The sequence below is a fragment of the Tsuneonella aeria genome (assembly GCF_009827495.1).
In the GTDB taxonomy this organism is placed as follows: domain Bacteria; phylum Pseudomonadota; class Alphaproteobacteria; order Sphingomonadales; family Sphingomonadaceae; genus Tsuneonella; species Tsuneonella aeria.
The window spans coordinates 33,447-49,399 of record NZ_WTZA01000001.1 but is presented as its reverse complement, the minus strand read 5'-3'; the positions used below and the strand labels follow the sequence as shown (position 1 = coordinate 49,399).

Genomic DNA, 15,953 nt, shown 5'->3' with positions numbered 1-15,953 from the left:
AGCGCTCCGGCTTGAATTCGCCCTGCGTCAGGATTACTGTTCCAGGACAGGAAGTGAATTAATGGGCCATTCGCCCAAGTATCGATTCTGCGAGGCATTTCATGGACACAATCGAAAACGATATGTCGGAGACGTTGATCACGTTGACATCCGACATCGTGGCAGCGCACGTCAGCAACAATACGCTGTCGATAGAAGACGTGCCGACCCTGATCGGCGCAGTTTACAGCGCGCTGTCAAATCTAGGGCAGCCGACCGAGGTCGCCGAAACTCGGCCTGAACCCGCCGTCTCCGTGCGCAGTTCGGTGAAGAGGGATCATCTCGTTTGCCTTGAAGACGGCAAGAAGATGAAGATGCTGAAGCGTCACCTGATGACCGAACACGGCATGACGCCTGACGAATACCGCCAGCGCTGGGGCCTTGGCGCGGACTATCCGATGGTTGCGCCCGAATACGCGGAGACACGGCGCGACCTGGCGCACAAGATCGGCCTCGGTCGCAAGCCGGGCCAGACGCGCGGACGCCGCAAGAAAACGGCCTGACCCTTGAGAATGGTGCCCCGGGGCGGTAGGCTTCGGGGAGACCGTCAACCGATTGAGCGACAGGCAAGGGTTTGCACCAGACGATCGACATCGAGCAGCTCTGCGCCGAACGCGGGCTGCGCATCACGGACCAGCGCCGCGTGATAGCGCGCGTCCTGTCCGAAAGTGACGATCACCCGGATGTCGAACAGGTGCACAAGCGCGCATCGGCAATCGATCCCCGCATCTCGATCGCCACGGTCTATCGGACGGTGCGCTTGTTCGAAGAAGCCGGCATCCTCGACCGGCACGATTTCGGCGATGGCCGCGCCCGCTACGAAGCGGCGCCGGAGGCCCACCACGACCACCTGATCGACGTGGAAACGGGCAAGGTGGTCGAATTCGTCGATCCGGAGCTCGAAGCCCTGCAGCGACAGATCGCCGCCAAATTGGGCTACCGACTGGTCGATCACCGCATGGAATTATTCGGGGTCCGGCAAGACCGCGAGGGCTGATGCCGCAGACCCTGTCAGTACAGCGCATCCATCCACTTGGCTGGGCGCTTGTCGGCATTCGGCTGTTCCTGATGCTGCTTTCGCTTGTCATTTGCGCGCCCCTCCACATCCTGTGGCGGCTTGTCGGCGCCGGGCGCTGGTGGCCGCGGGTTTTTCTCTCGTCGATCGGTGCGATTGCTGGCTTGCGCGTGCATGTCGAAGGGCGACCCGCACGAGGCGCGCTGCTGCTCGCCAATCACGTCAGCTGGCTCGACATTCCGGCCCTGGCGAACGCGACCGGAACCGCGTTCGTGGCGCACGACGGACTTGCCCAGTTCCCGTTCCTGAAATGGCTTTGCGAAATGAACGACACGGTCTTCATCGCGCGTCATGATCGCGCCAGCATCGCCGCGCAGGTGGAACAGGTGCGGCAAGCCATGGCCGCACGTGGCAGCCTGACACTCTTTCCCGAAGGGACGACAAGCGACGGCTCCGGCCTGCTGCCGTTCAAGTCCTCGCTGCTGTCCGCCACCGAGCCCCTGCCCGCGGGGGCGAGTGTACAGCCCGTCCTGCTCCATTACAGCGAATCCGCGCGCATCGCGTGGGTCGGCGACGAACCCGGGATGGACAATTTCCTGCGCATTCTTGCACGCACGCGGCCGATACACCTGTCGCTACGCTTCCTGCCGACGCTGGAGGGAGCCGACCTTGCCGGGCGGAAGGCCATCTCCGCTGCGGCGCAGTCGGCATTGCTTCGGGCGTTCGTCACCTAGGTCGCTGGGTGGCACTCGCCGCCCGGATCGGCTAGGGCGCCGCCGCCATGACCGTGATCGCGCGCCCATCTACCTTCCGCATCAAGAGCTTCGGCTGCCAGATGAACGTCTATGACGGCGAGCGCATGGCCGACTTGCTGAGGGAACAGGGCATCACGCGCGCGGCGGACGGTGAAGAGGCCGATCTGGTCGTCCTCAACACCTGCCATATTCGCGAAAAGGCCGCGGAAAAGGTCTATTCGGACATTGGCCGGCTCTCCAAGGCCGGGCGGAAGTCCGGCCGCACCCCGCTCATCGCCGTCGCAGGGTGCGTCGCGCAGGCGGAGGGCGAGGAGATCATGGCACGCGCGCCCGCGGTCAGCATGGTCGTCGGCCCGCAGGCCTATCACCGGCTGCCGGCGATGCTCGACAGCGCGCTGCAGGGAGAGCGATCCACCGATACCGATATGCCGCCGATTGCGAAGTTCGATGCCCTGCCCGCGCGTCGTCGCTCCGCACCCGGCGCGTTCCTGACCGTGCAGGAGGGTTGCGACAAGTTCTGCACGTACTGCGTGGTGCCCTACACGCGCGGTGCGGAGATTTCGCGGCCGTACCGCGATCTTGTCACCGAAGCACAGGCGCTCGTTGAGGCTGGCGCCCGCGAAATCACGCTTCTCGGCCAGAACGTGAACGCCTGGTCGGGAACCGATGACGGCGGACGCCCGGTCGGTCTCGACGGCCTGATCCGCGTGATCGCCCGCCTGCCCGACTTGAAGCGGATCCGCTACACGACCAGCCACCCTGCCGATGTGACGGACGGCCTGATCGCCGCGCATGGTGAGATCGACAAGCTGATGCCGTTCCTGCACCTTCCGGTTCAGGCTGGATCGGACCGCATCCTACGCGCCATGAATCGCAGCCATACCGCGGACGGGTATTTGCGCCTGCTCGAGCGATTTCGCGAAGCGCGCCCCGATATCGCGCTTTCGGGCGATTTCATTGTCGGCTTCCCGAGCGAGACCGAAGCGGACTTCGCCGAGACACTGAATTTGGTGGACGCGGTTGGTTATGCGCAGTGCTTCAGCTTCAAGTACTCCCCCCGGCCCGGCACTCCGGCGGCATCGATGGATGGGCAGGTTCCGGCCGAAGTGATGGACGATCGCCTGCAGAGGCTCCAGTCCGCGCTCAATCGGCACCAACGCGCATTCAATCGGGCGAGTGTCGGGAAAACCTGCGACGTCATGGTCGAGCGGCGCGGCAAACGGCCAGGCCAGTGGCTGGGCAAGTCGCCCTGGCTGCAATCGGTCCATTTCGATGGCGATTACGCGGTTGGCGACTTCGTGGAAGTCGAACTGGTCGAGGCTGGCGACAACTCGCTCGCAGGCCGTGTTCTTCGAACCGTCGGGCGCTGACAGGCCGGCGGCGAGTGCCGCCTGATCCCATTTATCCACCATCGCGCCTTTACGCCTGGCTTGTCTAAGGCCCGCGTGCGCTTACCTTTCCGACTCGAACACGAAAGGAGCGCATGGCCCGCAAACCTGTCCGCGCCGACACGGCGCTATCGTCCCAGAACGCGCCCGCTCACGCCCCGCGGCGTGCGCGCAGCGAGATCGCCTTTGCGGAACAGCGCCTGCTCGGCCCCCTGTTCGGGCAATTCGACGCGAACCTGGTGCAGGTGGAAAATCGGCTCGGCGTGTTCATCTCTGCCCGTGGAGACCGGGTGCAGATCGAAGGAGCGGAGGACGCGGTCGCCCGCGCACGCGATACCCTGAAGGCCATGTACGAACGCCTGGCCATGGGCCAGGAACTCGATTCCGGTGCAATCGAAGCGCTGATCGCAATGTCGGTCGAGCCCACGCTCGAAGGCATCGTGCGCGGCGGTGACGATGCGCCGCCGATCATGATTCGCACCCGCCGCAAGACCATCGTGCCGCGCAGCGCGGGACAAATCCCGTACATGCAGCAACTGGCATGCCAGGATATCGTCTTCGCGCTCGGTCCGGCCGGCACCGGGAAGACGTACCTGGCGGTTGCCCAGGCGGTCAGCCAACTCATAACCGGCAGCGTGCAGCGGCTGATCCTCAGCCGCCCTGCGGTCGAAGCCGGCGAAAAGCTCGGCTTCCTCCCCGGGGACATGAAGGAGAAGGTCGATCCCTACCTTCGCCCGCTGTACGACGCCCTGTATGACTGCCTCCCGCCGGAACAGGTGGAACGGCACATCGCGAGCGGCGTGATCGAGGTCGCTCCGATCGCCTTCATGCGCGGCCGTACGCTGGCTGATGCGTTCGTCATCCTGGACGAAGCGCAGAACACCACCCGCGAACAGATGAAGATGTTCCTCACCCGGTTCGGTCAGAACAGCCGCATGGTCGTGTGCGGGGATCCGCGGCAGATCGACATTCCGGGCGGTGAACGCATGAGCGGCCTCGCCGACGCGGTGGAGAAGCTGGAAGGTGTCGAGGGGATCGCCGTCAGCCGCTTTACCGCGGCCGATGTCGTGCGCCATCCCATCGTGGGACGGATCGTCGAAGCATACGAGGGTCCGTCAGCGTAGTCCCATGATCCTCGATATCGATATCGATGGCTGGCCCGACGGGGTCGATTGGGCCGACCTTGCAGAACGGGCGCTGGACGCGGCGACGGCGATCGCAGCCGAGCTCGCAAACCCGCGTCTCTCCGCCAGCGTCCTTTTTACCGTTGATGCCGAGGTCCGCGCCCTCAACCGGGAATGGCGTGCGAAGGACGTGCCCACCAACGTCCTGTCCTTTCCGATGATCGGGCGCACGCAGCTTCTCGCTCTCCCCACGGAAGGTGGCCCGGAGATGCTGGGGGATATCGCGCTGGCATGGGGTGTCTGCGCGCGCGAGGCCGAGGAAAAAGGCATCACCGTGCCCGATCACACCGCTCATCTGCTGATCCACGGACTGTTGCACCTGGCCGGCCACGACCACGGGGAGGATGCGGACGCCGAAAGGATGGAAGGTCTGGAGCGAAGGGCTCTTGCGCTCATGGGCATCGCCGACCCATACGGGACCGGTTGATCCATAACGGGGAATGCATTGGGCGATGCCCGACAACGATTCGCAGTCCGGAGAGCCGGACAGTAACCGCAGCCTGTGGCATGCGATCCGCAGGTTCTTCGACACCGACGACGGCTCACGCTCGCTCCGCGCACAGCTCGAAGACGCGATCGACGAACATACCGCCGCACATGACGCCCCGGACGGGCCGACCGGCGTCACCGGGGATTTGTCCCCGGTTGAGCGTCAGATGCTCAAGAACCTGCTCCATTTCAGCGAGCACGATGCCGACGACGTCGCAATCCCGCGCGGGCAGATCATCGCGCTGAAGGCGGACGCGCCGTGGGACGAAGTTGTCAGGGCCTTTGCCGAAAACGGCCATTCGCGCCTGCCCGTATATCGCGAGACCCTCGACGAGGTTATCGGGATGATCCACATCAAGGATGTGTTCCCGATCATCGCGACCGGGGCGGCTCCGCCGAGCGACTGGACCAGCCTGATGCGCCAGCCCCTCTACGTGCCCCAGGCCAGAAACGCCCTCGACGTACTGGCGGACATGCGCCAGCATCGCACCCATCTCGCCGTGGTGCTCGACGAATACTCAGGCACCGACGGCATCATCACGATCGAGGATCTCGTCGAGGAAATCGTTGGTAATATCGAGGATGAGCACGACGAAGAGGCCGAGGAGATGATCGTCCCCCTCGGCGCGAACATGTGGGATTGCGACGCGCGCGCGGAGCTCGACGACGTAGCGGAGCGGATCGACCCCCGCCTTGCCGAAGTGGAGGAAGCCATCGATACGCTCGGCGGACTGGCCTTCATCCTCGCGGAATCCGTGCCCGAGGTGGGCGCGGTCGTGACCCATCCCAGCGGTTGGCAGATGGAAGTGACCGACGCGGATGACACCCATGTGAAGCGGCTTCGCCTCCACCCGCCGCGGCCGAAGGTGGAACCGGAAGAATAATCGCTGCGCCCGCGGCGCGCCCGCGAATATTGCCTCTCGACAACCCCGCCCGGCCCCATCATTCCCTCGCTCGCATGAGCCGCCGTCTCCCGCCTCTTCGCGCCCTTGAAGCGTTCCTGCGCGTGGTTCGGCTGGGTTCCGCGCGCGCGGCCGCGGCCGAACTCGGGCTCAGCCCGTCGGCGCTTTCGAGGCGCATCGGCACACTGGAAGAATTCGTCGGGCGCAAGCTGTTCACTCGCGCGCACCAGACCATGCAGATGACCGACGAGGGCCGGTCCTTCTACGACGCGGTCGCCCCACTGATCGAAGCGCTGGCCGCCGCAGTCGAGTCCCAATCGGACAATGTCGGGGTCATGCGCCTGCATCTCGGGGTGCTGCCCTTGTTCGGGAGCCAGCGCCTGTTCCCGCGGCTCGGCGAACTGCGCCGCCTGCACCCGCGCCTCCACATCGACATCGACACCGGCCCCCACCTGCTCGATCGGGTGGGCGATACCCTGGATGCCGCGATCGTCCTGGCGCAGCAGCCCGATGCGAACCTGCATTCCGTGCGCCTCGATCACAACCAGGTATACGCGATCGCCTCGCGCGAGCTTGCCGCCGAACTTGGCGATATGCCGGATCCCAAACTGCTGTCGAAGCAGACGTTCCTGGTCCATAATGAACTGCCGGACAGCTTCATTGCCTGGCGCGAAGCGATGGGTCTGTTGCGGTTCGAGCCGGCGGCCATCGATCACTACGATTCGGGGCAATTGCTCCTCGAAGCGGCGGCGCAGGGCCTCGGCATCGCGATCATGCATGACGAGCACTTCAATCGCGCCGGGGACAAGCGGCTGGCGCGGCTGTTCAACATCGACGTGCCCAGCCCCTATTCCTACTGGTTCGTGTGCCGCCCGCGCGACCTCGAACAGCGGCAGGTGCGGCTGTTCCACGACTGGCTCGTCGCCGCCGGGCTCTGACGGAACGTTTGCCTGCCTTCGCGTGTTCGCGGTTGGCAATCAGGGAGCAAGAACACAGTGGACATTCGCAAGGAACAGGACGCGTACCGCAATGCCAAGCCGTCGCGGCTTGGTCGAGGCATCGAGCGGCTGACGAACCCGTTCGGCAAGGCTTTGGCGAGCGTGGTGCCCAACGCCATCGTCGAACAGGCCGTGAAGGCGATCGACAGCGCTGCCGGTGCCCGGTCGCTGGGCCCAATTCGTCACGATCCTGCTGACCTGGAGGCGAGCCGCGCGGCGGCTCTGAAGATCGAGCGGCTGGCAAAGAACGTCAACGGCGCCACGGGCGCCGCGGCGGGCTTCGGCGGCGCGATATCGGCCGGTATGGATATCCCGGCCACAATCGCCATCGCGATGCGCAATATTCGCGATACCGGCCGGGCCTATGGCTACGACGGCGCGGGTGAAGCGGAGAAGCTCTTCCGCCTGCAGATCCTCGAGTTGGCGTCACTCAATGAGCCGGAGGAGCGGCGCCAGCGGATCGAGGGGATCGAACGCGCCATTGGCGATGGCGGCGTGCTGAAGCCTGTCGAGGGCGACGCGTCCACGCCGATGGTGGATGCCGCGGTGGAACGGATTTCGCGCGCCCTCGCCCTCGCCTCATTCCGGCGGAGGATGGGCATGCTGGTGCCCGTCGCCGGGTCTGCCGTGGGTCTGATGGTCAACCGGTCCTTCCAGGAAGACGTCTCGAAGGCCGCACGGTTCGCATTCCAGGCCCGGCGACTGAAGGCAGCCGCCGGGTAGGAAGGCCATCGTCAGGCGACGGTTGCCTTGACGATCTTGCCGGGGGCGCGCGGCGGCTCGCCCTTCGGCAGGGCGTCGACATGCTCCATGCCGCTCTCCACCTGGCCCCACACGGTGTACTGCTTGTCGAGGAACCGGGCGTCGTCGAAGCAGATGAAGAACTGGCTGTTGGCGCTGTTGGGATCGTTCGTGCGCGCCATCGAGCAGGTGCCTCGCACGTGCGGTTCTGCGCTGAATTCCTGCGCGAGGTTGGGCTTGCTGCTGCCGCTCATGCCGGTACCGGTCGGATCGCCGCCCTGGGCCATGAAGCCGGGAATGACCCGGTGGAACACCACCCCGTCATAGAAGCCTTCCTGGGCGAGTTCGGTGATCCGTTCGACGTGGCCAGGCGCCAGGTCGGAGCGAAGACGGATGACGACGTCGCCGCCCTCCCCGTTCCCGGTGTCGAGGGTGAAAGTCAGCGTTTCGGCGGCCATCTTCAAGTCTCCTGCTTGGCTGTCGCGCGCCGATATAGGGCCGGAGCGGCCAAAGTCACCCGTCGCTTGCGTTTCCCTCTCGCCTCCCTAATGCCGCGACCATGGCGGACGATGAGGCCCTGATCGACGATCCGCGCGACGGCCCGCGCGCCGACGACGACGCCGGGCGGCCCGACGACCGCGTGGATGACGAACGCCACGATGCCGACAACCGCCTGAAGCCCGCCTACGTCCGCGCGGTCGTGGAGGCGATCGAGGGCGGCGAAAGGGCCCGGGCCTACGCGCTGGTCGAACCGCTGCACCCGGCGGACGTCGCCGACCTGTTCGAACTGCTCGACGCCGAGCAGCGCCCTCTGCTTGCTGCCGCCATCACCGACCTCATGAGCGGCGATGTGATCGCCGAATTGAACGATCACGTTCGCGATGACATGATCGAGGCGCTCGCGCCCGAGGCCGTGGCCGAGATCGTTGAACAGCTCGAAACCGACGACGCGGTCCAGCTGATCGAGGACCTCGAACCCGCTGAACAGGCGGCCATCCTGGCCGAGATGGAGCCCGAGGACCGGGCCGCTATCGAAAGCGCGCTCGCCTATCCTGAAGAGACCGCCGGCCGCCTGATGAGCCGCGAATTCGTTGCTGTCCCCGAACACCTGACCGTCGGGGACCTCATCGATTACCTGCGCGATGCGAACGCCGTCCACCTTCCGACCGAGTTCTGGGAGGTGTTCGTGGTCGACCCGGCCCACCATCCGGTCGGCACTTGTCAGCTCAGCTGGATCCTTCGCACCCCGCGCAACATCGCGCTGTCGGACGTGATGAAGCGCGATCAGACCCTGATCCCTGTGACGATGGACCAGGAAGAGGTCGGCAACATGTTCCAGAAATATGCGCTGATCTCCGCCGCGGTCGTCGACGAGAGCGGCCGGCTGGTCGGCCAGATGACGGTGGACGACGTGGTCCACATCATCTCCGAAGAAGCCGGGGAGGACGTGCTGTTGCTTTCGGGCGCAGGCGACGGCGACATCAACGAACCGATCCGCGACGCCTATACCGCGCGCGTGCGCTGGCTGATCGCCAACCTTGGCACCGCGGTCGTGGCCAGCGCGATCATCGCGATGTTTGGCGCGGCGATCGAGGAACTGGTGGCGCTGGCCGTGCTGATGCCGATCGTGGCGAGCATCGGCGGAAACGCCGGCACCCAGACGATGGCGGTGACCGTGCGCGCCATTGCGATGAACCAGCTGACCCGTGCCAACACCCGGCGGATGTTGTGGCGCGAGATGCGGGTGGCGCTGCTGAACGGGGCCACGGTGGCCGTGCTGATCGGGCTCGCGGTCGCGGTGCTGTTTACGACACAGCTCGGCGGGGTGATCGCGGCGGCGATGATGATCAACATCGTCGTTGCCGGACTTGCGGGTGTGGTGGTGCCGGTGCTCTTCGAACGGCTCGACCAGGATCCAGCCGTGGCGTCGAGCGTGTTCGTGACCATGATCACGGATTCGATGGGATTTCTTGCCTTTCTGGGGCTGGCGGTGGCGGCCGGCCTGGGAGGTTGAAGACAGGGGTTGAGCCTCTGAGGCGCGTTCCACGGCCACCACGGCGCGGCAGGTTTCTTCCGGAGAACCGCGCATGAATCGATCGAGCTAGCCCGGCGCCCGCCTTGCAGGAGAGCCCGGCCGCGCGGGGCAGGAAGGGGCGCGGGTAGGATGCGCCGCGGCGAGCCCCTATGTTACGGCGATGCCGCTCAGCATGACCAAGATCGCCTATACCTCTCGAACCATCGAGGACCTGCGCCAGTGGGTAGAAGCGGACGAAGAGGCGCATATGCGCACCCGGTACCGACCCACGCGCCACGCCGAGATGATTGGCGGATCGCTGTACTGGATCATGGATCATGCACTCGTCGCCCGGTGCGAGATACTCGGCTTTGACGAGCGGCCGGACGGACATTGGACCATTCGCTTGGCCGGCCGCCTGGTCCTGGTCGATCCGATCCCCCGGCGCGCGCACCAAGGCTGGCGGTACCTGGAAGAAACGAAGGCTCCGCGCGACCTTGCCCCCGGCGAAGTGGCCGGCGACGCGATCCCCGTGCGGCTGGCCGGGCGTCTGGCGAAGCTGGGCCTCATCTAGCCGCGCGCCGCGGAACATTCGCGCGGCGGGGCCCGTTTCCTTCGCACAGGAGAGAGATCATGACCAAACGCGACCCCCACCCCGATAACGACCTGATCGACGCGCTTCAGGAAGAGGCGACCGGCGGGTCGACCGCCCAGGGCTCCGCCGGCGGCGGCAACCTTGCCCGCGATGTCGGAAGCCGCGCCGAGCAGATGTCGGTCGAAGGCACGCTGGAAGGCGACGAGGTCGACCGTGCAACCGGCTCCGACAACCCGACTCAAAACGAGTTAAAGGGTGACAAGACGATCGACGCGATGCCGACCTCGCCCGATTGATCTTAAGTCCGGCGCGCAACCACCTTGCGCAGCACGTTCACGTAGGTGTTCGGCTCCTGCGCGCCGGGGACCAGGAACTGACTGTCGATCTCGACCGCCGGCACTGCGGTGATGCCCTGCTCGAATGCGCGCTGCTGTTCCGCGCGCACTTTGTCGCCGAGCGAAGAAACGTTCAGCGCAGCCTTTGCTGCGCCGGGATCGAATCCCACGGACCGCGCGATCTCCACCAAAATGCGGTGATCGGATACGTTCTGGCGCCGCTGGAAATGCGCCGCAAACAACGCAAGTTGGAGCCGCGTCTGCGCCTCGGCCCCATATTTCTCCAGCGCCCAGTACATCAGTTTGTGCGCCCCGAAAGTGTTCCACATCATCAACGGCGGCGGATCGCCTTCGTCGGTGTAATCGAACGGGAAGCCGGCCGCGCGCGCCCGGTCCGCCAGCATCGTCCGGCTGGCCTCTGCCTGTTCGGGCGTGCGGCCGTACTTGCGGGCAATATGGGCGCGGCTCTCCTCACCTTCGGCCGGCATGTCCGGATTCAGCTCGAAGGGCAGCCAGCACACCTCGGCCACGATTTCACCGTCCGGCATGGCGAGCGCACGCTCGAGGTTTTTGTAGCCGACCACGCACCATGGACACATCACGTCCGACCAGATGGCGATATCGACCCGCGCGATCATCGGTCCAACCACCATGTGACGAGATGGTGCGCGATGGCGAAGGAACGCGGGAAGATGAGATCGCCCGTTCCCTCCGGTCCGGCCGCTCGCGCCTCCAGCAACTCGGCGCGGGTGAACCAGCGCGCTTCTTCCAGTTCGGTGGTATCGATTGTCAGCGCATCGTCTTGCGCGATGGCGTGGCAACCGATCATCAACTGGCTGGGAAAGGGCCATGGTTGACTGGATAGGTATCTGACCCTGCGCACCCGTACGCCGGCCTCCTCCAGCACCTCGCGCGCGACGGCCTCCTCGATCGTCTCCCCCGGTTCCACGAAGCCCGCGAGCGCGGAGAACATGCGCGGCGGAAAACGCGGCTGGCGGCCGAGCAGCAGCCGGTCTGCGTGCTCCACCAGCATGATCGTGACGGGATCGGTCCGCGGGAAATGCTGCGCCCCGCATCCGTCGCAGTCCCGCTGCCAGCCCCCTTTGACAAGCGACGTGCCCCCGCCACAACGCGCGCAGAAACGGTGGCGCGCGTGCCAGTCAACCAGGCTCCGCGCGCCGCCATAGATCGCAAGATCGGCCGGGGAGAGCGTCTGCATCGCCTGCCACACCTGCGGCTGGGCATAAGCCGGACCGTCCGCCCCGTGCATGGGCACCGGCGCGAAGCAGGGGCGGCCATCGAGAAGGCCCAGGAACACGAGTTCCGCCTCCGGAGGGCAGTCGGCCAGCGTTCCCCACAGCAGGCCGCCGTGTTCGTCCAGGGCCGGCATCAGTCCGTCCAGCCGCAGCAGCCGGGCGCGCCAGTCCATGAGGCCGGCGAGCGCCGCCGGATCGCAGCGGAGGTTGTCCGCCCGGTCGATCGGCGAACCGCTGAAGGCGATCACGCCGCGGCCTGCTGCCCCGCCATCGCGGCGACATCGGCCAGCACGGCGCGCGAGAACTCCTGCGTCAGCGGATAGACTTCGGCCGGCATGTACTGGGTCATCAGGGTGGCGCGCAGGCCGCGCTTCATGTCCACAAAGCCGACCGTCCCGGCCGCGCCGGCCCAGCCATAAATGCCGGCCTGCTCGCCCCGGCCCACGCGGCCCCCCGCGCCGAAGCCCGAACCGTCGGCGAACGTGCCCCTGGTGTCCGCGCCGGCGGGCAGCAGGTCGGACGTTCCGAGCCGCACCGCCGCCTCACTCATGACACGCTTGCCGTCGATCGCGCCGTATCCCGCCAGCATGCGCAGGAACCGGTCGTAATCGCGCGCGCTCGAGACCAGGCCCGCGCCCCCGAAGGGAAACGCCGGCGGATCGGCATAAACCGACTGGCGCGCAGGATCGATCGGCAGGAGCGTTCCGCCCAGAACGCCATAGTTCGTCGTCAGCCGCGCCAGGTCGCTGGCGGGGACCTGGAAGAACGTGCTGCCCATCCCCGCCGGATCGAATATGCGTTCCTTCAGGAACGTGTCGAACGGCAGCCCGGATACGACCTCGATCACGCGGCCAAGAAGATCGAGCGACACCGAATAGACCCAGCGCGTGCCCGGCTGCGCGACCAGCGGCATCTTCGCCAGCCCGTCCGCGAACGCCTCCAGGCTGCGGACCGAAGTGCCTCGGCCGAAAGCGGCGGGGAGCGGCAGCTTCGAAACCTGGCCAGGAACGAGGCCCGCCGCGATATATGCCGCGGCGATCGGCCCCTTCTGGACAACCGAATAGCCGAGGCCGGCCGTGTGCGTCAGCAAGTGGCGGATCGTGATCGGGCGTGCAGACGGCTCCAGATCGGTGATCGAACCGTCGTAAGTCTTCTGAACCTTCATGTCGGCGAACTTAGGGAGCACTTCGGCGAGCGGCTGGTCCAGCCCGAGCTTGCCTTCGTCGATCAGCATCATCGTCGCCATGCCGGTGATCGGCTTGGTCATGGAATAGATGCGGAACAGGCTGTCGATCGTGGCGGGCGCATCCTGCCCCAGCGTGAGGCTGCCGAAGGCGACGGTATCGGGTGCCATTTGCCACCAGCCGAGTGTAGCGACAACGCTGGCGAGCTTGCGCGCATCGACATACTGCCGGGCGAGCCGGGCGACGTGCGCCCACCTGGCGGGATCCTGGGCGAACGCGGCTCGCGTGAACGATGCACCGCCCAGTGCCGCGCCCGCACCCAGCAGCGCGCCCGAACGCAGCAGCCCGCGCCGCGACATTTGCGGCGAGCCGGAATCCCTGAATGCCATCGTCGTCTCCGAATTCGGTTTCATTTCAGGATGTGCGGCATGGCGGCGGCGCGGTCAATCGGCCTTGCAATGGCGGGGTGTGCTAGCCATGTAGGACACATGCTGAACGTGCTTTCGATCGTTATCGGCCTGGTGGCGCTGCTGCTGGCGATCCCATCGGCCATACCCTTCCTCGGATGGGGCAACTGGGTGGTGCTGCCCATCGCGATCATCGGCGCGGGCGTCGGTGCACTGTCGCGGTCCAACCACGGCCGCAATTTCTGCCTGGTGGTGCTGGTCATCGCCGCGCTGCGACTGATGTTGGGCGGCGGAATCATCTAGGTAAGCGCCCGGCGCGCCGCCTTTGCAAAGACGGTAGGCAGGCCTGCCTCGCCCAGCCGGTCGATCGGCCACCACTCGCCCGCGCCCTCAGGCGTAGCGTCCTCCGGCGCGACGAGGACGGTCAGCTCCAGATCAAAATGTGTGAACCCATGGCGCACCGTGCCGCCATCTCTCCAGTCACCTGGCGGTGTGCCCTCTCCGTCCGCCTGTGCCGACCAGCCGTCCCCCGGCAGGGCGCGCATGCCGCCAAGCAGCGTTTCGCCATCGCGGCGGACGAGCCAGACGGCACCGTTTCGCGCAATCCACAACGCCCTTCCGCGCCGCAACGGTTTCGTCTTCTTCGCGGCCTTTACCGGATATCGCGCCGGATCCCCCTCGGCCCGCGCCGCGCAATCGGGGGCAAGCGGACACAGCAGGCAGCGCGGGGCACGCGGCGTGCAGATCGTCGCGCCCAAATCCATCATCGCCTGGGCGAAATCGCCGGAACTCTCGGCCGGCGTTATGCTGTCGGTCGCCGTTCGGATCGCCTTGCGCGCAGCGGGAAGCGGTTCGGCAATCGCGAACAGGCGGCTGACGACCCGCTCCACGTTGGCGTCGACCACGACAGCGCGGCGCCCGAACGCGATGGCCGCCACCGCCGCGGCGATGTAGGCGCCCACTCCCGGCAATTCGCGCAGGCCTGCCTCGCTGTTCGGGAAACCGCCCCGCCGGGCTACGAACCGCGCCGCCGCCACCAGGTTGCGCGCCCGCGAGTAATAGCCCAGCCCCGCCCAGGCAGCCATCACGTCGGCCTCGTCCGCCGCGGCCAGCTCCCCTATCGTCGGCCAGCGGTCGATGAAGCGGGCGAAATAGGGCGCGACCGCTGCGGTGGTCGTCTGCTGCAGCATCACTTCGGACAGCCAGACGCGGTAGGGCTCCGGCGGCGGCGTGCCCGGCGGGCTGCGCCACGGTAGCCTGCGCGCGTTGAGATCGTACCATGCCAGCAAGCGGCGTGCCTCCCTCTCTTCAGGGTGGCATGGGCTGTCCACGAGAAGGTCGGCGGGGGAGGCGCGCGGGCTGGCGGTCACCGGCGCCCTATGGCATGGCGTCGCCGACGATGGAACGGGACACACCTTCCAAGCGCAAGACCATGGAGCCGCGCCGTTACGAACGGCCGCGGGGCGGTCCAGCACGCGCTATCGCGGACCTCACGCCGCAGGTCGGACGCACTGCCTTCCGCCGCTTCGGTTTCGTCCAGTCGAGCGTCGTCACGCGCTGGCCCGAGATCGTCGGCGCGCATCACGCGAAAGTCTGCACGCCGGAAGCGATCCGCTTCGCGCCCGGGGAAAAGGCGGACGGCATCCTGCAACTGGTGGTGCTGCCGGCCCACGCGCCGCTGATCCAGCACGTGATTCCCGAGATCATCGAGCGGGTGAACCGTTTCTTCGGTTACAAGGCTGTGGCCCGGGTCAAGCTCCGGCAAGGCACGGTTAACCCGCTGCCGGCCAGGGAACGCGGCGCCGGGCCCCCATCGCTGAAGCCGGTGCCGTTCGATCTGGGGGAAGGCCTTCGCGATGTGGGCGATCCCGAATTGCGGGCGGTGCTGGAATCGCTCGCCCGCACGCTCGGCGAACAGGAGGACAAGACGTGAAATCCGCAACGATCGCGGTGGCATTCGCCGCGGCTCTTGCCGCCACCTCGGCCGTCTCCGCCAATACCAACTGGGTGACGACGGTCGAGACCGCAGGCGGCGGACACAACATCGGCAACCCTGCCGCCAAGGTAAAGCTGACCGAATTCGTCAGCTATACGTGCCCCCACTGCGGCACTTTCGCCCGCGAATCCTCCAATCCTATGGAGGTCTATGTCGCCACTGGAAAAGTGCGGGTCGATATTCGCCACGTGGTGCGGGATCCGGTGGACCTGACCGCAGCCATGCTCGCCAACTGCGGGCCGGCCATCAAGTTCTACCGCAACCACACCGCCCTGATGAACAGCCAGCCGCGCTGGCTCGCGGCCGCCCGCAGCGCCACGTCGGCCCAAAAATCGCGTTGGTCGAACGGGCCCGGCTCTGCCCGCCGACGTGCGATTGCCTCGGACTTGAAACTGTATGACGTGATGGCCACCCGCGGATATGAGCGGATTGCGATCGACCGCTGCCTGTCGGACGAAGCGCTCGCCCGGCGCCTGGCTGAGCAGACCGCGAGCGACGATGCGAAGTGGAACATTACGTCCACCCCCAGCTTCGCGCTCGACGGCTTGCTTCTCGCTGGAACGAGCGACTGGCAGACCCTTCGCGCACAGATCGATGCGCGGATGTGAACAATCGCGGCCGCCCGCTTCACCGACCGGTCATGGTGGGCTAGCAT

At 66.4% G+C, this 15,953-nt stretch carries 20 protein-coding genes; 15 read left to right on the top strand and 5 right to left on the bottom strand.

Annotation, left to right across the window (positions count from 1 at the left end):
• Positions 1 to 101 precede the first annotated feature (101 nt).
• The 9 genes from GRI40_RS00255 (at position 102) to GRI40_RS00215 (ending at position 7,493) form a co-directional block, all read left to right on the top strand.
• Complete coding sequence (locus GRI40_RS00255) at positions 102 to 542, top strand: Ros/MucR family transcriptional regulator (RefSeq protein ID WP_160609494.1); 441 nt, start codon at positions 102 to 104, stop codon at positions 540 to 542.
• A 71-nt stretch (positions 543 to 613) separates the two neighbouring features.
• Positions 614 to 1,036: a Fur family transcriptional regulator gene (locus GRI40_RS00250; RefSeq protein ID WP_160609493.1), complete on the top strand. Its 423-nt coding sequence runs from the start codon at positions 614 to 616 to the stop codon at positions 1,034 to 1,036.
• Positions 1,036 to 1,788, top strand: coding sequence for a lysophospholipid acyltransferase family protein (locus GRI40_RS00245; RefSeq protein ID WP_160609492.1), 753 nt, complete (start codon positions 1,036 to 1,038; stop codon positions 1,786 to 1,788). The genes GRI40_RS00250 and GRI40_RS00245 overlap by 1 nt, the downstream gene beginning before the upstream one ends.
• 47 nt (positions 1,789 to 1,835) lie before the next feature.
• Complete coding sequence (gene miaB, locus GRI40_RS00240; RefSeq protein WP_160609491.1) at positions 1,836 to 3,179, top strand: tRNA (N6-isopentenyl adenosine(37)-C2)-methylthiotransferase MiaB; 1,344 nt, start codon at positions 1,836 to 1,838, stop codon at positions 3,177 to 3,179.
• A 113-nt stretch (positions 3,180 to 3,292) separates the two neighbouring features.
• The gene (locus GRI40_RS00235; protein WP_160609490.1) at positions 3,293 to 4,321 is read left to right on the top strand and encodes a PhoH family protein; all 1,029 of its coding nucleotides are present in this window, start codon (positions 3,293 to 3,295) and stop codon (positions 4,319 to 4,321) included.
• Positions 4,322 to 4,325: 4 nt separating this feature from the next.
• Positions 4,326 to 4,808 (top strand): rRNA maturation RNase YbeY, encoded by a 483-nt coding sequence (gene ybeY / locus GRI40_RS00230; protein WP_160609489.1) that lies wholly within the window; start codon positions 4,326 to 4,328, stop codon positions 4,806 to 4,808.
• A gap of 25 nt (positions 4,809 to 4,833) precedes the next feature.
• Complete coding sequence (locus tag GRI40_RS00225) at positions 4,834 to 5,754, top strand: hemolysin family protein (RefSeq protein ID WP_160609488.1); 921 nt, start codon at positions 4,834 to 4,836, stop codon at positions 5,752 to 5,754.
• Between the two features lie 74 nt (positions 5,755 to 5,828).
• The gene (locus GRI40_RS00220) at positions 5,829 to 6,710 is read left to right on the top strand and encodes a LysR substrate-binding domain-containing protein (protein WP_160609487.1); all 882 of its coding nucleotides are present in this window, start codon (positions 5,829 to 5,831) and stop codon (positions 6,708 to 6,710) included.
• Between the two features lie 57 nt (positions 6,711 to 6,767).
• On the top strand, positions 6,768 to 7,493 hold the full coding sequence (locus tag GRI40_RS00215; protein WP_160609486.1) for an EcsC family protein: 726 nt from the start codon (positions 6,768 to 6,770) through the stop codon (positions 7,491 to 7,493).
• An 11-nt stretch (positions 7,494 to 7,504) separates the two neighbouring features.
• Here GRI40_RS00215 and GRI40_RS00210 read toward each other — a convergent pair whose 3' ends face one another.
• Entirely contained in the window at positions 7,505 to 7,969 is a 465-nt protein-coding gene (locus GRI40_RS00210; RefSeq protein WP_160609485.1) for a peptidylprolyl isomerase, read from the bottom strand.
• Positions 7,970 to 8,070: 101 nt separating this feature from the next.
• On the opposite strand from GRI40_RS00210, the gene mgtE reads away from it, so the two are divergent.
• From mgtE to GRI40_RS00195, 3 genes are all read left to right on the top strand, one after another.
• Positions 8,071 to 9,525 (top strand): magnesium transporter, encoded by a 1,455-nt coding sequence (gene mgtE / locus GRI40_RS00205; protein ID WP_160609484.1) that lies wholly within the window; start codon positions 8,071 to 8,073, stop codon positions 9,523 to 9,525.
• A 181-nt stretch (positions 9,526 to 9,706) separates the two neighbouring features.
• Positions 9,707 to 10,099, top strand: a complete 393-nt coding sequence (locus tag GRI40_RS00200) for a DUF1489 family protein (RefSeq protein ID WP_160609483.1) — start codon at positions 9,707 to 9,709, stop codon at positions 10,097 to 10,099.
• 59 nt (positions 10,100 to 10,158) lie between these two features.
• Entirely contained in the window at positions 10,159 to 10,416 is a 258-nt protein-coding gene (locus tag GRI40_RS00195; RefSeq protein ID WP_160609482.1) for a hypothetical protein, read from the top strand.
• A 2-nt stretch (positions 10,417 to 10,418) separates the two neighbouring features.
• Here the strand turns inward: GRI40_RS00195 and GRI40_RS00190 are convergent, their stop codons facing one another.
• The 3 genes from GRI40_RS00190 to GRI40_RS00180 are packed head-to-tail and all read right to left on the bottom strand — an operon-like array spanning position 10,419 to position 13,308.
• On the bottom strand, positions 10,419 to 11,093 hold the full coding sequence (locus GRI40_RS00190; RefSeq protein WP_160609481.1) for a DsbA family oxidoreductase: 675 nt from the start codon (positions 11,091 to 11,093) through the stop codon (positions 10,419 to 10,421).
• A complete protein-coding gene (gene nudC / locus GRI40_RS00185; RefSeq protein ID WP_337190450.1) occupies positions 11,090 to 11,959 on the bottom strand; it encodes an NAD(+) diphosphatase in 870 nt (289 codons plus the stop codon). Before nudC ends, GRI40_RS00190 begins: the two co-directional genes overlap by 4 nt.
• Positions 11,956 to 13,308, bottom strand: a complete 1,353-nt coding sequence (locus tag GRI40_RS00180; protein ID WP_237488962.1) for a serine hydrolase domain-containing protein — start codon at positions 13,306 to 13,308, stop codon at positions 11,956 to 11,958. Before GRI40_RS00180 ends, nudC begins: the two co-directional genes overlap by 4 nt.
• Positions 13,309 to 13,383: 75 nt before the next feature.
• On the opposite strand from GRI40_RS00180, the gene GRI40_RS00175 reads away from it, so the two are divergent.
• The gene (locus tag GRI40_RS00175) at positions 13,384 to 13,605 is read left to right on the top strand and encodes a hypothetical protein (protein ID WP_160609480.1); all 222 of its coding nucleotides are present in this window, start codon (positions 13,384 to 13,386) and stop codon (positions 13,603 to 13,605) included.
• On the opposite strand, the gene GRI40_RS00170 is transcribed toward GRI40_RS00175, so the two are convergent.
• Positions 13,602 to 14,633, bottom strand: coding sequence for an NUDIX domain-containing protein (locus GRI40_RS00170; protein WP_160611275.1), 1,032 nt, complete (start codon positions 14,631 to 14,633; stop codon positions 13,602 to 13,604). The genes GRI40_RS00175 and GRI40_RS00170 overlap by 4 nt on opposite strands.
• 68 nt (positions 14,634 to 14,701) lie before the next feature.
• Here GRI40_RS00170 and GRI40_RS00165 point away from each other — a divergent pair, with 68 nt between their 5' ends.
• Together GRI40_RS00165 and GRI40_RS00160 are read left to right on the top strand one after the other, a co-directional pair.
• The gene (locus GRI40_RS00165; protein ID WP_237488961.1) at positions 14,702 to 15,235 is read left to right on the top strand and encodes a DUF721 domain-containing protein; all 534 of its coding nucleotides are present in this window, start codon (positions 14,702 to 14,704) and stop codon (positions 15,233 to 15,235) included.
• Entirely contained in the window at positions 15,232 to 15,906 is a 675-nt protein-coding gene (locus tag GRI40_RS00160) for a thioredoxin domain-containing protein (RefSeq protein ID WP_160609478.1), read from the top strand. Before GRI40_RS00165 ends, GRI40_RS00160 begins: the two co-directional genes overlap by 4 nt.
• Positions 15,907 to 15,953: the final 47 nt, after the last annotated feature.

Excerpts from the sequence above, each read along its gene's own strand:
- GRI40_RS00180 (WP_237488962.1), bottom strand. The coding sequence starts at position 13,308 with ATGAAACCGAATTCGGAGACGACGATGGCATTCAGGGATTCCGGCTCG.
- GRI40_RS00190 (WP_160609481.1), bottom strand. The coding sequence starts at position 11,093 with ATGATCGCGCGGGTCGATATCGCCATCTGGTCGGACGTGATGTGTCCA.
- GRI40_RS00220 (WP_160609487.1), top strand. The coding sequence starts at position 5,829 with ATGAGCCGCCGTCTCCCGCCTCTTCGCGCCCTTGAAGCGTTCCTGCGC.
- GRI40_RS00165 (WP_237488961.1), top strand. The coding sequence starts at position 14,702 with ATGGAACGGGACACACCTTCCAAGCGCAAGACCATGGAGCCGCGCCGT.
- GRI40_RS00245 (WP_160609492.1), top strand. The coding sequence starts at position 1,036 with ATGCCGCAGACCCTGTCAGTACAGCGCATCCATCCACTTGGCTGGGCG.
- GRI40_RS00235 (WP_160609490.1), top strand. The coding sequence starts at position 3,293 with ATGGCCCGCAAACCTGTCCGCGCCGACACGGCGCTATCGTCCCAGAAC.
- miaB (WP_160609491.1), top strand. The coding sequence starts at position 1,836 with ATGACCGTGATCGCGCGCCCATCTACCTTCCGCATCAAGAGCTTCGGC.
- GRI40_RS00225 (WP_160609488.1), top strand. The coding sequence starts at position 4,834 with ATGCCCGACAACGATTCGCAGTCCGGAGAGCCGGACAGTAACCGCAGC.
- GRI40_RS00255 (WP_160609494.1), top strand. The coding sequence starts at position 102 with ATGGACACAATCGAAAACGATATGTCGGAGACGTTGATCACGTTGACA.
- GRI40_RS00210 (WP_160609485.1), bottom strand. The coding sequence starts at position 7,969 with ATGGCCGCCGAAACGCTGACTTTCACCCTCGACACCGGGAACGGGGAG.
- ybeY (WP_160609489.1), top strand. The coding sequence starts at position 4,326 with ATGATCCTCGATATCGATATCGATGGCTGGCCCGACGGGGTCGATTGG.
- GRI40_RS00200 (WP_160609483.1), top strand. The coding sequence starts at position 9,707 with ATGCCGCTCAGCATGACCAAGATCGCCTATACCTCTCGAACCATCGAG.
- mgtE (WP_160609484.1), top strand. The coding sequence starts at position 8,071 with ATGGCGGACGATGAGGCCCTGATCGACGATCCGCGCGACGGCCCGCGC.
- GRI40_RS00195 (WP_160609482.1), top strand. The coding sequence starts at position 10,159 with ATGACCAAACGCGACCCCCACCCCGATAACGACCTGATCGACGCGCTT.
- GRI40_RS00175 (WP_160609480.1), top strand. The coding sequence starts at position 13,384 with ATGCTGAACGTGCTTTCGATCGTTATCGGCCTGGTGGCGCTGCTGCTG.